This is a genomic window from Methanothermococcus thermolithotrophicus DSM 2095 (genome assembly GCF_000376965.1).
Lineage (GTDB): Archaea > AGJL01 > Methanococci > Methanococcales > Methanococcaceae > Methanothermococcus > Methanothermococcus thermolithotrophicus.
Window position 1 is genome coordinate 1 of record NZ_AQXV01000022.1, and the last position, 14,969, is coordinate 14,969.

Below are 14,969 nucleotides of genomic sequence, written 5' to 3' on the forward strand. Positions count from 1 at the left end.
TTCCATCCCACTATGGTCTTATTTTAACTCGTTTGCAAACTTATCAGAAGAAGACATCGAAGAAAATTTCCATCCCACTATGGTCTTATTTTAACCAGTAATTTCAATCTTTGTGTTGTTTGCTCAGGAGAATTTCCATCCCACTATGGTCTTATTTTAACGCAATAATGATTTAACAAAGGAACTTTATTATTTAAAATTTCCATCCCACTATGGTCTTATTTTAACTTAGATTTTGTGCAAATTCTATTAAATATTTTGTGGTATTTCCATCCCACTATGGTCTTATTTTAACAGTTAAGAATTTTCCTTATTTCCCTATAAAGAAGGTTGTATTTTCCCTTATTTAAAACTTTTTATCTCGAACCTATGATCTGGAGCTCCATATATAAAGACGTGCGACTTGATAATTGGATTTATTCTTTAAAATAAAAATCTAAAATCAATCACATTAGAAAAATAAACAAAAATTGTAAGGAAAATATGACAAAACGGTCTCTAACACCATGACTAAACAATATCTTAGTAAATTCTAACATCTAAATATATACAATAATCATAAAACGTAGTCGGTTCGAGATTCCACATATAACGCCTAATGAATAATACGCGGATGGATAATCAATAAAATAAGACAACAAAAGAAATTATCTGGATAATTATTAATTTATAATATGATAAAAAATTTTATAATTAAAGAAAAAAGAAATAATCAATAAAATTAAAAGTCATGACCATAATATATGTACTATTGAGTTAAATAATAAAATATGGTGAAACCATGAATAAAGAGGAAACTGTAAGTAAAATAACCAAATTCATAAGGGAAAAAGTTGAAGAGGCAAATGCTAATGGTGTAGTAGTTGGTTTAAGTGGGGGAATTGACAGCTCCTTAGTGGCTTATTTGTGTGTTAAAGCTTTAGGGAAGGATAAAGTTTTGGGAGTAATAATGCCAGAAAAAAACTCTAATCCACTAGACAAAGAACATGCAGAATTGGTAGCAAATAAATTAGGCATAGAATACAATATTTCAGATATAACTGAAGTTTTAAAGGCATTTGGAGCTGGGGGGTATGTTCCAACAAGAGAATTTGATAAAAAAGCAGACGGCAATTTAAAACCAAGGATAAGAATGTGTATATTATACTACTTTGCAAATAAACGTAATTTACTTGTTGCAGGAACTTCCAACAAATCCGAAATTTACATGGGATATGGAACAAAGTATGGAGATTTAGGAAGTGATTTTTTAACAATTGGAAACCTGTTTAAAACCGAAGTTAAAGAACTGGCAAAATATTTAGGAGTTCCAGAAGAAATTATTGAAAAACCACCTTCAGCAGGTTTATGGAAAGGTCAGACAGATGAAGCAGAGCTCGGGATATCCTATGAACTATTGGATAAAATTTTAATGGGAATTGAACAAGGAAAAGAAGTTGAAGAGATTTCAGATGAATTGAATGTCCCAGTTTCAAAAATAAAGGAGATAATCTATAGAATAGAGATAAACAAACATAAATCACAGCCTTTGCCAATGCCATAATATACTATTCATTTAATTTTATTTTTTTATAAATGCCTTGTTTTACTTGATAAAATGATAATTTTCGGTTTTACCGTATCACGTGATAAACATGAATAAAAGAGAATTTTTAATTAAACTTCTTGAAACTATCGACGAACTTAAAGAGGAGTCGGAAAGAGGATTTCCAATTCTTGTTGAAGGAAAAAAGGATATTAAATCTTTAAAAAATCTGGGAATAGATGGGGATTTTATAGAAGTTATGGGGACACCTATTTTTCAAATTGCAGATGAGCTCATAGCCGAAGGGGTGAGAGAAGTTATTTTATTAACTGACTTTGATAGACGGGGCAAGAGACATGCCAAGGACATAATTGAAGAATTTGAAAGTAGAGGCATTAAAGTTAATAGGAAAATAAGGGAAAAAATTTTAAGATATAGCCACGGAGATTTAAAGGATATTGAGGGTCTTTATGGATATATTTTAAGAAGAAGGGATATATACCAAATTTAGAAGAGGTTTTTACTCAATGTCGAACGAATATACTGTGAGGGCATATTATGAGACCTTATGTAATATCCAATGTCGGTATGACTTTAGATGGAAAATTGGCTACAATAGAAAACGATTCAAGAATTTCTGGAGAAAATGACTTAAAAAGAGTTCATCAGATTAGAAAAGAAGTTGATGGAATAATGGTTGGTATTGGAACTGTTCTAAAGGACGATCCAAGATTAACGATTCACAAAATAGAAGCTAAAAAAGACCAAAATCCTGTAAGGATAGTAGTGGATAGCAATTTAAGAATTCCAATGGATGCAAGGGTTTTAAACAACGATGCAAAGACAGTTATAGCAACTACAGTTAGTAAAACAGAAGAAAAATCAAATAAAATAAGAAAATTAAGAGAAATGGGTATAGATGTAATTGAAGCAGGTGAGGATAAGGTAAATTTAAAAGAAGTTATGGAGGAGCTCTACCGAATGGGTATAAAGAAAATACTTTTAGAAGGTGGCGGGACCTTAAACTGGGGAATGTTTAAGGAAAACCTTGTCGATGAAGTTAGGGTGTACGTAGCTCCAAAAATATTTGGTGGAAAAAATGCTCCAACCTATGTAGATGGGGATGGATTTAAAACCGTTGATGAGTGTATTAAGTTAGAATTAAAAAAGTTCTACCCAATGGATGAAGGAATTGTAATGGAATATGGTGTAAAAAGGGATAAAAAGTAAATTTAATATATCCGAATAGAATAATTTAAATAGAATATCAAGATAATTTGAATTACTAATCTTGACGAAAACCTTTCAGGTTTTTGTGCGACAACAAATCCCGTAAGGGATTTGTATCAATTTCAAAGCGTCATAATTAAAAATAAAATATAATTTAAACCGAAAGATTTAAATACTGGAAAAATACCTAATTAAATTATAATTAATGAAGAGGTGAGCCTATGGCTGAATTACCAGTAGCTCCAATGGAAAGAATCTTGAAAAAAGCAGGTGCTGAAAGAGTAAGCAGAGAAGCAGCAGTTTTACTTGCTGAAGCTTTAGAAGAAATCGCAATGGATTTCGCTACAGAAGCTGTAAGTTTAGCTAAACATGCTGGCAGAAAAACTGTTAAAGCAGACGATATCAAATTAGCTTTAAAATAAATCTTTTTTATACTACTATTTTTTATATTAATTTACACTACAATTATTCTATATTTGTTTACTATAATATTCAATAGTTATATAACATTCATGTGCTTTTTTATAATTACTAACGCATTTGTAGTGAGCACCATGTATGCCATTGGAATTGGAAAAAACAAGGAAGAAATTTTAAAAGCCTATGAAAAATTAAAAAAAGATAATATTCAAGTTACCTTGATAGATGATTCTCAAGAGCTCGTGGATATGGTATTGAACAACGAAGTTGAAGGGGCAGTAAGGGGGACTTTATCTTCTTCAGAGGTTATTCCATACTTAAATAAAAAAATAGGAAAATTCTATAGGGCATCAATTTTAAAGAATCCGCTAAAAGAGGGTATTTTTTTACTGGCACCTGTTGGAATAGATGAAATATGTGAGGAAAACGGCATCAATGATAAACTGCAAATAATAAAATACTCTGCAAAATTCTTAAAAAACTACAAAATAGAGCCAAAAATAGGTATCTTATCTGGAGGGAGACTTTCAGATTATGGCAGAAGTAAGAAAGTTGATGAAACAATGGATGAGTGTGAAAATATTATAAATCATATTAAAAACAACCCTGGCGAGTATAATAATATATTTATACGCCATAATGGCATTTTAATAGAGGAATATTTAAAAGACGGATTTAATGTGATTTTGGCTCCAGATGGAATATCTGGCAATCTCATGTTTCGATGTTTGGGGTTAGTATGTGGCCTTGAAGGGTATGGTGCAATTCTTTTAACTGATAAAAACATTAAGTTCATTGATACCAGTAGGGGCGGAGATTGGACTAGATACTATAATGCTATTAAATTCTTAGAATATGGTGAAATTGGAGAAATTTGACGAAGGGAGTATGGTGATAAATTTGCTTTTACTTAAGTTGTATAATATTCTGAGTAGGTTTGGGGTCTTGAAAATTTACGAGAAAATTCTGGAAAATGAAATTAGTAAGGACGACCTTCCGAAACACATTGGTGTTATTATGGATGGAAACAGGAGAATGGCAAGGCTTATGGGTGATAAACCTACAAGAGGGCATTATTTGGGGGCTAAAAAAGTTAGAATGTTTATAAGATGGTGTGTTGATATAGGTATAAAGGTGGTTACACTTTATGCATTTTCACTTGAAAACTTTAATAGGCCAAAGGAAGAAGTTGATACATTAATGGATCTTTTTGAAAGAGAATTTATTAAGTTGGCAGATGACGAGGATGTTCACAAGTATAAAATCAATATACGAGCCATAGGAAGAATTGATCTTCTTCCAGAACGGGTTAAAAGGGCGATAGAATACGCTGAAAACAGGACAAAAGACTATAAAAACCATTTTGTTAATGTTGCAATTGCTTACGGCGGACAGCAGGAAATCGTAGATGCAGTAAAGAGGATAGGTAAAAAAATAAAAAATAATGAAATGGATTTAGACGATATTTCAGTAGAAACAATATCTAAAAATTTATATACTGCTCATTTACCTTATCCTAATCCTGATTTGATAATAAGGACTTCTGGAGAAGAAAGGATAAGCAATTTTTTAACATGGCAATCCAGCTATTCTGAACTATATTTTTGTGAAACTTACTGGCCACAATTTAGACGGATAGATTTTTTGAGGTCTATAAGGGACTATCAAAGAAGGGAAAGAAGATTTGGAAAGTGATGATATGAAATACACTACTTTAATTTTTTTACTGGTCATTTTCCTGTTTTGCAGTTGTGTATCAAAAAATCATACTGCTGTTGATAATACCGTTAATTTTGGAAATGAGAGTATCAACAAGATTCAAAATAATCCTAAAATAGCTGAAAAAGAATCAATACAGAAAAAAAATAATAGTGCAAATAAAACTGAAATCATTCCTTTTAAGATTTTAGAATATGGAGTTTATGGAAAAAACGAAAAAACATTTAATAGTTATGTCTCAAACAATAAAACAATAATAGAAGTACATTCTGGAAAAAAACCAACCATTGGATATGGTATTGAAATAACAAAAATAGTTAGACTGGAAAAGAATAATACTATTGTAGTGTATGTAAATGAAACATCACCAAATCAACAAGGTTCAATGGTTATACAGTCACCTTATGAAGTTGTTGAAGTAAATGGATCATACGAAAATGTTGTGTTTTTGGAAAATCGATAAAGAACTCATAAGTAGGATGTGGTGGAAGTTGAGGGTTGAAATACTATTTTTAGGCGCCGGTGGCGGAAGATGGGAAGCTGTAACCCAGAATAGAGGAACTGGTGGATTTAGAATACACACAGAACAGACAAGATTACATGTTGACCCAGGGCCTGGTTCATTGGTTAGAATGAAGGAATTAAAAATAAAACCTTGGAATACAAATGCTCTTTTTATTTCCCACTGTCATCCTGACCACTATGCAGATGCTGAAATTATTGCTGAAGCTATGACAAATGGAATGACACGGAAAAATGGTATTATTATAGGAGGTCTTTCGGTATTGGAAGGTTATGGAAATTTTGAAAATGCAATATCTAAATATCATCAATCTAGAGCTGAGAAAAGGTATGTATTAAACCCCAAGGATTCGGTAAGTATTTATGATATTGATATAATGGCAACGAGGACAAAACACGGGGACCCCTTTGGAATAGGGTTTAGGATGAAAACCCACAAGGGAGATATTGGATACACCAGCGACACAGAATTATTAGAGTCTTTAGTTGAAGACTTTGATGGAACCAGGGTTCTTATTGCCAATGTTATTAGAAAGAAAAATGAACGTGTAATTGGGCATCTATGTGCAAATGATTTGATAGATTTACTAAACGCCATGAGTAAAAAACCTGAATTGGTAGTTATGAACCACATGGGAATAAAGATGACCAACCCTATTAAAGAAGCAGAGTATATTAATGAGAATACTGGAGGAGTTAATGTAATTCCTGCAAAAATTGGTTTGAAAATTGAATTATTGAATGATTCTCATATAATATCCATTATTGGTAAGAAAATAGTAGATTAATATTACATGTCGAAAAACTGATTTAAATACAACAATTCAAAAAAAATTAAGTTAACTGGCTAATTATCCTTATTTTATTTTCTTTAACCTATATCCGCAGTAGGGGCAAACCATCCAAGTTGAATCTATCGGCCTTTTACAGTTCGGACATCTTAATATTTTATTTTCCTCTTTTAAGGACACACCACAATGTGCACAGTGTATCCAACTTTCAGATGTGTGCTTTTTACAATTTGGACACGGTTCTACATCTTCAAATTCCATTTTATTAAGATCAGCTCCACAGTTTGCACAGTGTTCCCACCCCACATCTACAACAGTTTCACAGTTTTTACAGTATATGATATTTTCAGTGAATTTTGTCCCGAGGGCCTTTTTTATCTTTTCAAGTGTTATCATGGCCTCTCTTTTTAAAACTTCATCTTGGTTGATTTCAGCTATTGATTCGATACTGGTGATTATTTCATTTATTGATGTCTTGTCTGTCATTTCCATATATTGTAATGATTCAGGTCTCATATCGGCAATATCTGCAATTTTCTTTAAGGTAATTAATTTTGTAGCAGGTACTGAGCTCCTGAGACCTGTAATAATGCTCATTTTCTCTTCTTCATTGATAGGTATTATTGTTACCATTGTTTACCCTCCTCCAGTAAGGAATATTTACATCTTTAACTTTTAAAGTTCCTAATTTAATTATTTTACGATAGTAATAATATACATTTGGGAAAATCTCAGATTTGGGAACATCTAAAATACCCGCAACTTCTGCATCTCTTCTATCAATTTTAAACTTGTAGTAAATGGCTAACTTACCACTATTGTTATAATATGATATGATCTGAACTTCGTCCCTGTCTTCAAAATTATTAAACAAATACCATGTTATATAACATATTTCGACTTTACTACCTGGATCTATGTCTCCTGGGAGCCTATTTTCAATTTTATTTTTAATTTGGTATGCTATAATTACGTCCTTATTTTCAATTGTTTTTTTTTCTATCGAGTAAACCCCAAATCTTTTCAGCTCTTCTGTAGGCGTATATCTGCTTTTTTGATATTCTAACAATATCAACGGTGATATGGCTAAAATCATTATTATAAAAAATAATATTATGTATTCTTTCTTCATCATATTTTCACGTGTCATGGATGATGATGTTAAGGGAGTCAAATATTAATTTGATTTAGTAGTTTTAAATCCACAACTCCTTCACCTTTTAGGACATCTCGGTATTTACTTATTTCTTCTCCGATGCCTATAAGCTTATCCACTTCTTTTTTTAGATCTAGCTTTCTAAAGTGTTCTCGTCTGTTGAGCTCCCCTAGGAATCTTATTATTTCTTTTTCATTTTCTTTGTATTTATTGTCATTTAGTTTTAATCTATTTAGATTATTTTTAATACTTTCAATTCTCTCTGAAATATCATAGTTTAATATTTCTTTACATTTTTCGGATAATTCATCTAAATTTTCACTTTTGAATATATATCTCCCCAACTCTTCCCTCTCCTCCCATGAGATTTCTTCAGTTTTATTTAATTTGGTTTTAGAACTTTGCTCCATACCCATTAAGAGTATTTCCTCCAATGAATCCAAGTACAGCTCTTCACAACATTCTATAACATGTTTAATTGTATTATCCTCACAATGTCCTTTTTTGATCCCCTTACAGAAATGTTTGATTATCAAAAGTAAGTCGCCGTTCCATTTAACCATGAAACTAAAGGGAAATAATTTACACATTGTGGGTTTTAAATCGTAGCCCTTCTCAAGCTGAATTCTACATAAATTATCATCTAAAAGGCTACATCCTTTATCATTTACCTTCAATCTTTTTTTGAAGTCTTCAAAGTTGGTAGTTTCAATATATTCTTCATAGCCCCTTAATCTAAGGGTGTCAAAGTAGGATAAATATATTCTCCAGCTTTCACAACTACAGCAGTAAGTACAGTTTGTACACTCATAAGTTATTCCATCGAAGGTTATTTCCCAGTTCGTGATCCCACCTTTTGGATTTTATAGTCATTCCACAATTATTTAATATATCATACTATTAAATTTTAATTATATTACTTAGTATGTTTTATCTTATTGAAATTTCCAATTTGATCCATACTATATTAACTTCGTGGAACGACCATAAGTGCTGTATAAATATTTTTATAAATGGAATCTTAATCCAATCCTCCATACATGTCATCGGATTCTAAAGACTGGGATTCGTATTCGTCCTCCTGATTTTTCCATAACTCTCCAAATTTTACGTCTTCCCCACCGTATTTACCTTTGAATTTCTTTATTTTAACTATTGCGGGAATTTTAACCGAAGGTCCTATGATCACAGCTTCCCCGACATTTAATCCAGGGAGCTGCTTAAGCAAGTCTTCGCTTAAACTTTCTGAAGCATGCTGAACGTGCCTCTGATCACTAGGTTCAATCAATTTGGAGATGATGAAGTTGTTACACTGTGAAAGTGATTCCTGATCTAAAGTTTTTGGCCTTTGGGATACAAGGCAGATCCCAACGCCAAACTTCCTTCCCTCTCTCGCTATTTTTGAAATAGGACCTTTTGATTTTGTGGTTCGATTATCTGGAACTATCAAATGAGCTTCTTCAAATATCAGGAATATTGGTTTAGGTTTTTTAGTATTCCATAGAGCCAATTTTCTGTCATTTAAAATTTCTTTTGTGAAGTATGATATGACAGTATCTATGCTGAACTCATCTAATTCGCTAATATCTAAAATATTTATGTAGTTTTCTCTAATATTGGCTATAGGATTGTAGTTGATTCCTATCATTTTCTTCTTGAATATCTTCATATCCTCGAATCTCATTATAAGGGTAAGGATGCTATCCACTTTACCTTTATACTCGTCATACTCCATATATCCCTCAAGTTCACGTATTATCCTATCGATAAATTCTTCAGGAGTATTAAAATCATGCTCTTTGCTATTTTCCTTAATCTTCTTAATGGCTTTTCTTCCTATGGCCCTCTGGACAGTGGCCTGTGCATCCACCCCTGCCAGATCCATAAGATAGTCATAGGACATATTGTATATATTTATTTTCGGCTTTATAATGTTTTTTCGTATGGTGGTATTTTCTGATTTTATGTCTGCATACTCCCTATGCATGTCAAAAACTAAAACTGTAGCATTTAGTTTGTTTAGTTCTTCGAGTAATACCGAAACTGTGTTTGATTTACCCATTCCAGTAATTGCCAAAATTGCCAGATGTCTTGAGCATAGTTTGTCCACATCCAAACAAACAGGAATATCTCTTGAAATCAAAGAACCTATTTCTATATGACCATTCGAGAAGATCTTTTTTAAAATTCTTTCTTCTGCCTTATAAACTTCAGTACCTGGTCTCGGCGGAATCCTTGGGATTTGCATATTCTTTACATCGCCGAGAACCTTTATTTTCCCCATAATGTAGTAGGAATCATCGTCTTCAAATTTTTTCAGTTTTTCCAGGTCTTTTACATTTAAAACATCTTCAAAAACAGGACACCCTTGGGTAACTGCTTCAACCATTCCTAAAACTTCTATCCCATCGTAGTATATTGTGACGTACTCCCCTACCTCTGGAACATTGTAGGATAGAAATGAGAGCTCCGTAGTTGCAGTTTCCCCTACAACATATCCCAATATTTCTTTGTCCAAAGTTACCACCTAATGAAAAATATAGAGTCGTTCTACGAATGTATCGCATAATATTACCTTAATTTCAATTATATATTATTTAAAACTTCTATAATTTAAAATTAAGTTATAGAACAGTCACTTAATTGTAGAACGACTATAATGAAAAAATAAAATAGATTTAAAAAATTAAAATATATTATATGTTGATGTGCTATAATAGGCATTATGCGGTATGCTTCATTAATTTTTCTTTTAATATGGTATTTATCAATTTACCGTCTGCTTTACCTCTTAAAACTGCCATACATCTACCCATCAACATTCCCATAGCTCCCATACCTTTGTTTTTAACGACTTCTATGTTTTGATTTATGATATCATCTATTATTTTTTCAACTTCCTCTTTTGAAAGTGACTTCAATCCCTTAATTTCCAATATTTTATCTAAGCTTTCTTCAGGGTGTTCGGCAAATCCTTTTAATACTTCTATGATGGCTTCTTTAGACATTTTTTCCTGAGATAGTCCATCAAATATTTCTTTCAAATGTTCTTCGGTTATCTTTTCTATGTCATATCCGTCCCTTCTAATTTCTTTCAGTGTGGATTCTAAGGTAGTTGCTATGAGAGTAGGTTTTATGTTTTTGTATGTTTTACAGAGCTCTTCAAATAAATCAACGTAGTAGGACATTACCATCTGTTTTCCTAGATCTTCATTCAATTCGTATTCTTTAATGAATCTTTCTAGTTTTTCTTCAGGCATTTCTGGCAAATTGTTTCTGATTTTTTCTATCAGCTCTTCTTCCAATTTTATTGAAGGAATGTCTGTTTCAGGATACATTCTGGCAGCTCCAGGGAGTGGCCTTAAGTATGAAGTGTTTCCATCGTCTAAAGCTTTCCTAGTTTCTTCTGGAACTCCAATCAAACATTCTTTTGCCCTTTCTAAAATTGCATTTAAGGCGTTATCTACTTTGCTTTCTTCGTCTGCCACCAGTATAACCGCATCATTTTCTTCGGCTTTCATGTATTCTTTTAATTTGTCAACTTCTTCCTGGGTGATTCCGTATTTCGGAAGTTCGTCAGTGTGGAAAAGTCCTCCAACTCCTGCTAAGACTTTTGCCCTGTCTGAGAGCTCTGTTCCAAGTCTTCTTCCAGGTTGAACTTCTCTTCCAACCAATCCACCAAATCCTTTTAACAGTATGGCTTTTATTTTTCCATTTTTCTTTTTCAACGCATTTTTTAGGATTTTAGATTCTGTATCTTTGAGCAAGTCTGTTATGTCAATTATTTCCTCTAAAACTTCTGCATTTCTTTCTTTTAAAATGTCTCTTATTTCTATTAGGTTTATCTGCCTTATAACTTCATTTTCAATTACCTTTTCGATTAAATCTAAGTTTTGAACCCCTTTAACTTCTATCCTGGCACCATTTTTAATGGATATGTTAACATCCTGCCTTATTGTTCCAAGCCCTCTTTTTACTTTTCCTGTGGCTCTTAATATGGTACCAATTCTTCTGGCAGCCTCTTTTCCCATTTTTGGAGATGTTATGTCTGGTTCTGTGGTTATTTCCAAAAGTGGAATCCCCAGTCTATCCACGTTGTATATTGTGTAGTCATTTCCGCCCTCTATTTTTCTACAGGCATCTTCTTCTAAACATAAGCTTGTTATTCTAACTTTACCAAATTCTGTTTCAATAAAACCTTCTTTTGAAACAAACATTGTTCTTTGAAATCCTGAAGTGTTTGAACCGTCTATAACTATTTTTCTCATTACGTGCATTTCATCGGCTATATTCATATTCATTAAGGATGAAACTTCCAGAGCAGTTTCTATGGCTTCTTCTGATGGTAAATGTGGTGGTTCTTCATCTAACTCAACGAGACAGGTTGTATCGTTGTAGTACTGGTAAATATATTTCTTTTCTTTTTTTGACTCTAAAAGTGCGGCTTTGTCAATCTCTCCCATTTCACTTTGGGAAGGTCTTAAAATTCTCTCGATTTTTCCGTGTGGTTCGTCATCTCTAATCAATGTAGGGCAGTTACAGAATAACTTTCTTTTAGTGTTTAACTGCTGATGTATTTCCAAACCTACCTTTAATCCCAATTTTTCATAATCCAATTCCATAATATCACCAATAACTGTTATTTAACATGAAGGAGGGGTAAATTCTTTAATCGGAGCGAACGAAGTGAGCGAAGAGCTACAAAATCATTTGATTTTGTTTAATTTCCCCTACTAAATTTTTGCAGATTAGTTTTTTAGCTTCTTCAAGATCGTAGTTCCCTAAAAGATACATCATTTTAACTAATGCAACTTCTGGAAGCATGTCTTCACATCCAATAACTCCCAGTTTTTGGAGTTCCCTTCCATTTGAATAAACGTTCATATTTACTCTTCCGTTAATTGTTTGAGTAGTCATTGCCACTAAAACATCGTTTTCTACCGCATATTTTATTCCATCAAAAATAGTTTCTGGTGTATGCCCTAAACCAGTTCCTTCAATTACGATGCCTTTGTATCCCTTATCAACATAGAATTTGAATATCTCTTTATCGATTCCGGGATAGATCTTGATTAAAGCTACTTTTTCCTCTAAATTGGTGTTTATTGATACATTTTTACCGTTTTTCTGTTTTTTTGGCTCTCTTAAATACTCTATCTCTTTTGTAAATGGATCAATCTTTGCAACAGGGATTGTATTTACAGATTTAAATGCGTCCCTTCTTGATGAATGGAGTTTTCTAACCTTTAAACCTTCATGTAAATAACAGAAAGAATCGTTCATTTCTCCATGCATTACTACATAAACTCCCTTTATAGGTTCTGTTGCAGCTTTTACCGCACTTATTAAGTTTAACGCAGAATCTGAAGAAGGTCTATCGCTACTCCTCTGAGCTCCTACCATAATTATTGGGACATCTGCATCTATCATGAAGGATAATGCCGCTGCAGTGTAGTGCATGGTGTCGGTACCATGAGCTATAACAATCCCATCTGCCCCATTTTCTATTTCTTTTTTTATTTCCTCGGCAATCATTTTCCAATATTTTGGAGTCATATTTTCGCTTAATATGTTTAATATCGCCTTACCTTTGATATTGGCAACTTCCAAAAGTTCAGGGACTGCCCTTATTAAATCATCTGCAGTAAATGCTGGATGTACTGCACCTGTTTTATAATCCACTCTTGAAGCTACAGTACCTCCAGTAGATAAAATAGAGATATTCTTTAAATTTGGATCTTTTGAAATCTTAAGTGGTGGGAGCTCATACTTTGGCTGTTCCCCTTTTTCGATAATTTCAATTTTTTTGATTTTTTCCTTTGATATTCCAACGTTATAACCATTGGTCATTTTGATTACTATCGTGTTTTCATCAAGTGAAGGCATAATTGTTCCAGTGTATTTAGTGCCCTCGGTATGAATTTCTACAAGGTCTCCAACATCCATTTTTTCACCTTTTGTATATTGAATGTGTAATATTAGCTATTTAGTTTTTAAACAGTTCCATCTAAAATTAAAAAACCATCATATTGTTTAATTTAACAAATAAAACAATTAAAATAAATTTTATTTATTATTTATTATTTCGTGTAACGTACACCACCATACATTCATAGAACAATCCATATATAACTAGTAATCAGTTAATAACCGTTAAATATTAAAACCTTAGTGTAAATAAATTTCATTAAAAAATAGTATATTTAATCATATATTTTAATTATCAACTTTAAGGTGGTTCTATGAATGTTCTTTGCATAGATATTGGGAAGGGGACTCAGGATATTTTGTACTACAACAACAAAAATATTGAAAATTCTATAAAACTTATTCTTCCATCTCCAACAACAATAATTGCAAATAAAATAAAAGGAATAAACGAAGATCTTAGAATAGATGGAAAAATAATGGGGGGAGGCCCTGTAGCTCATGCCGTTATGCAGCACATGAAAAAAGGATTTAAAGTTGAGATTTCCAAAAGTGCGGCAAGAACTATTAGGGACGATTTAGAAGAAGTAACTGCCAGGGGAATAGTCATTAAGGAAAAAATAGATAATCCAAACGTTATTTTTGGAGATTTGGACTTTGAAATGCTAAAAAATATATTCTCATCGTTTGGGGAAGAATTTAAACCAGATTTTGTATGTGTGGCATGCCAGGATCATGGTTTTGTTAAGGGACAAAGTGACAGAATTACAAGGTTTAAATACTTTGAAGAAAGGCTGAAGGAAACAGATAATCCTTATGATTTTTATTTTGATGGTAAAAACAATAAAGTAGGTTATTTTTCAAGATTCGATACAGTATTGGAAACTTTAAGGGAAAATAAATATAATGGTATTGTAATGGACAGTAAGGTAGCTTCAATTTGCGGTATTTTAAGTTATGCAAATGAAAATGATATAAAAGAGTTTGTAGGTCTCGATATTGGAAATGGCCACACGTTAGGGGTTTCAATAAAAGATGGAAAAATAAAAGGTCTTTTTGAACACCATACTAGACTTTTAACACCTGAAAAATTAAAAGAGATTGTTGAAAAGTTATCCAACGGAGCTCTGACAAATGAGGAAATATTCAATGACAAGGGTCATGGTGCAACAGTATTGGATAAAATAGAACCTGAAACAGTTTTAATTGCAGGACCAAACAGAGCATTATTTAAAAAATACGGAGAATATGCATATCCCGGTGGCGATGTGATGATTACAGGATGTGTAGGATTGTTAGAAGTGCTAAAAAAATATCGAACAAAGTGAGATATTTTATAATTTTCGATGCAACCTTTTCTAAAGGTTGCCCATGTACGATTACAGGATGTGTAGGATTGTTAGAAGTGCTAAAAGAATATCTAAAGAGAGATATTCCCTAAGTTTCGATGCAACCTTTTCTAACCAAGCTTTAAAAAAGCTTGGATGCAAACTTTGGGATCCAACACTTTTTAAAAAGGGTTGGGATGCAACCTTTTCTAAAGGTTGCCCATGTACGATTACAGGATGTGTAGGATTGTTAGAAGTGCTAAAAGAATATCTAAAGAAGTGAAGATATAATTTAAAAAGAATATTGATGATTATTATTATTAATGATTCAATTTTATGAATTTTATTTC

16 protein-coding genes are annotated in these 14,969 nt (G+C 32.4%); 10 read left to right on the plus strand and 6 right to left on the minus strand.

The window, feature by feature from the left end:
* Positions 1 to 781 precede the first annotated feature (781 nt).
* The 8 genes from F555_RS0100885 (at position 782) to F555_RS0100920 (ending at position 6,204) form a co-directional block, all read left to right on the plus strand.
* Entirely contained in the window at positions 782 to 1,543 is a 762-nt protein-coding gene (locus tag F555_RS0100885) for an NAD+ synthase (RefSeq protein WP_018153344.1), read from the plus strand.
* A gap of 91 nt (positions 1,544 to 1,634) precedes the next feature.
* Complete coding sequence (locus F555_RS0100890) at positions 1,635 to 2,036, plus strand: toprim domain-containing protein (RefSeq protein ID WP_018153345.1); 402 nt, start codon at positions 1,635 to 1,637, stop codon at positions 2,034 to 2,036.
* 47 nt (positions 2,037 to 2,083) lie between these two features.
* Positions 2,084 to 2,755, plus strand: coding sequence for a 2,5-diamino-6-(ribosylamino)-4(3H)-pyrimidinone 5'-phosphate reductase (locus tag F555_RS0100895; RefSeq protein ID WP_018153346.1), 672 nt, complete (start codon positions 2,084 to 2,086; stop codon positions 2,753 to 2,755).
* Positions 2,756 to 2,976: 221 nt separating this feature from the next.
* Positions 2,977 to 3,177, plus strand: a complete 201-nt coding sequence (locus F555_RS0100900; RefSeq protein WP_018153347.1) for a histone family protein — start codon at positions 2,977 to 2,979, stop codon at positions 3,175 to 3,177.
* 132 nt (positions 3,178 to 3,309) lie between these two features.
* Positions 3,310 to 4,053 (plus strand): methanogenesis marker protein Mmp4/MtxX, encoded by a 744-nt coding sequence (gene mtxX, locus F555_RS0100905; RefSeq protein ID WP_018153348.1) that lies wholly within the window; start codon positions 3,310 to 3,312, stop codon positions 4,051 to 4,053.
* Positions 4,054 to 4,075: 22 nt separating this feature from the next.
* Positions 4,076 to 4,870 (plus strand): polyprenyl diphosphate synthase, encoded by a 795-nt coding sequence (gene uppS / locus F555_RS0100910; RefSeq protein WP_026182889.1) that lies wholly within the window; start codon positions 4,076 to 4,078, stop codon positions 4,868 to 4,870.
* Between the two features lie 4 nt (positions 4,871 to 4,874).
* Positions 4,875 to 5,357: a protease complex subunit PrcB family protein gene (locus tag F555_RS08870; protein ID WP_018153350.1), complete on the plus strand. Its 483-nt coding sequence runs from the start codon at positions 4,875 to 4,877 to the stop codon at positions 5,355 to 5,357.
* Between the two features lie 28 nt (positions 5,358 to 5,385).
* Complete coding sequence (locus F555_RS0100920; RefSeq protein ID WP_018153351.1) at positions 5,386 to 6,204, plus strand: MBL fold metallo-hydrolase; 819 nt, start codon at positions 5,386 to 5,388, stop codon at positions 6,202 to 6,204.
* A gap of 69 nt (positions 6,205 to 6,273) precedes the next feature.
* On the opposite strand, the gene F555_RS0100925 is transcribed toward F555_RS0100920, so the two are convergent.
* The 6 genes from F555_RS0100925 to gatD all read right to left on the minus strand — a co-directional run bounded on the left by F555_RS0100925 (position 6,274) and on the right by gatD (position 13,309).
* Positions 6,274 to 6,840 (minus strand): zinc ribbon domain-containing protein, encoded by a 567-nt coding sequence (locus F555_RS0100925; protein WP_018153352.1) that lies wholly within the window; start codon positions 6,838 to 6,840, stop codon positions 6,274 to 6,276.
* The gene (locus F555_RS0100930; RefSeq protein ID WP_018153353.1) at positions 6,815 to 7,342 is read right to left on the minus strand and encodes a hypothetical protein; all 528 of its coding nucleotides are present in this window, start codon (positions 7,340 to 7,342) and stop codon (positions 6,815 to 6,817) included. The genes F555_RS0100925 and F555_RS0100930 overlap by 26 nt, the downstream gene beginning before the upstream one ends.
* Before the next feature lie 35 nt (positions 7,343 to 7,377).
* Positions 7,378 to 8,211 carry a YkgJ family cysteine cluster protein gene (locus F555_RS0100935; protein WP_026182890.1) on the minus strand — a complete coding sequence of 278 codons (834 nt, stop codon included), beginning with the start codon at positions 8,209 to 8,211 and terminating at the stop codon, positions 7,378 to 7,380.
* A gap of 173 nt (positions 8,212 to 8,384) precedes the next feature.
* Entirely contained in the window at positions 8,385 to 9,881 is a 1,497-nt protein-coding gene (locus F555_RS0100940) for a helicase HerA-like domain-containing protein (protein WP_018153355.1), read from the minus strand.
* 205 nt (positions 9,882 to 10,086) lie between these two features.
* Positions 10,087 to 11,985, minus strand: coding sequence for a Glu-tRNA(Gln) amidotransferase subunit GatE (gene gatE, locus F555_RS0100945; RefSeq protein ID WP_018153356.1), 1,899 nt, complete (start codon positions 11,983 to 11,985; stop codon positions 10,087 to 10,089).
* 76 nt (positions 11,986 to 12,061) lie between these two features.
* Positions 12,062 to 13,309 carry a Glu-tRNA(Gln) amidotransferase subunit GatD gene (gatD, locus tag F555_RS0100950; protein ID WP_018153357.1) on the minus strand — a complete coding sequence of 416 codons (1,248 nt, stop codon included), beginning with the start codon at positions 13,307 to 13,309 and terminating at the stop codon, positions 12,062 to 12,064.
* A 296-nt stretch (positions 13,310 to 13,605) separates the two neighbouring features.
* On the opposite strand from gatD, the gene F555_RS0100955 reads away from it, so the two are divergent.
* Together F555_RS0100955 and F555_RS0100960 are read left to right on the plus strand one after the other, a co-directional pair.
* Entirely contained in the window at positions 13,606 to 14,619 is a 1,014-nt protein-coding gene (locus F555_RS0100955; protein ID WP_018153358.1) for a DUF1786 domain-containing protein, read from the plus strand.
* Between the two features lie 43 nt (positions 14,620 to 14,662).
* Positions 14,663 to 14,902, plus strand: coding sequence for a hypothetical protein (locus F555_RS0100960; RefSeq protein WP_018153188.1), 240 nt, complete (start codon positions 14,663 to 14,665; stop codon positions 14,900 to 14,902).
* The last annotated feature ends 67 nt before the right edge of the window (positions 14,903 to 14,969 follow it).

What these genes read in the sequence shown, in the direction of transcription:
- gatE (WP_018153356.1), bottom strand. Translation starts at nt 11,985, where the DNA reads ATGGAATTGGATTATGAAAAATTGGGATTAAAGGTAGGTTTGGAAATA.
- F555_RS0100895 (WP_018153346.1), top strand. Translation starts at nt 2,084, where the DNA reads ATGAGACCTTATGTAATATCCAATGTCGGTATGACTTTAGATGGAAAA.
- F555_RS0100890 (WP_018153345.1), top strand. Translation starts at nt 1,635, where the DNA reads ATGAATAAAAGAGAATTTTTAATTAAACTTCTTGAAACTATCGACGAA.
- F555_RS0100900 (WP_018153347.1), top strand. Translation starts at nt 2,977, where the DNA reads ATGGCTGAATTACCAGTAGCTCCAATGGAAAGAATCTTGAAAAAAGCA.
- F555_RS08870 (WP_018153350.1), top strand. Translation starts at nt 4,875, where the DNA reads ATGAAATACACTACTTTAATTTTTTTACTGGTCATTTTCCTGTTTTGC.
- mtxX (WP_018153348.1), top strand. Translation starts at nt 3,310, where the DNA reads ATGTATGCCATTGGAATTGGAAAAAACAAGGAAGAAATTTTAAAAGCC.
- F555_RS0100885 (WP_018153344.1), top strand. Translation starts at nt 782, where the DNA reads ATGAATAAAGAGGAAACTGTAAGTAAAATAACCAAATTCATAAGGGAA.
- F555_RS0100925 (WP_018153352.1), bottom strand. Translation starts at nt 6,840, where the DNA reads ATGGTAACAATAATACCTATCAATGAAGAAGAGAAAATGAGCATTATT.
- F555_RS0100960 (WP_018153188.1), top strand. Translation starts at nt 14,663, where the DNA reads ATGTACGATTACAGGATGTGTAGGATTGTTAGAAGTGCTAAAAGAATA.
- F555_RS0100930 (WP_018153353.1), bottom strand. Translation starts at nt 7,342, where the DNA reads ATGATGAAGAAAGAATACATAATATTATTTTTTATAATAATGATTTTA.
- gatD (WP_018153357.1), bottom strand. Translation starts at nt 13,309, where the DNA reads ATGGATGTTGGAGACCTTGTAGAAATTCATACCGAGGGCACTAAATAC.
- F555_RS0100955 (WP_018153358.1), top strand. Translation starts at nt 13,606, where the DNA reads ATGAATGTTCTTTGCATAGATATTGGGAAGGGGACTCAGGATATTTTG.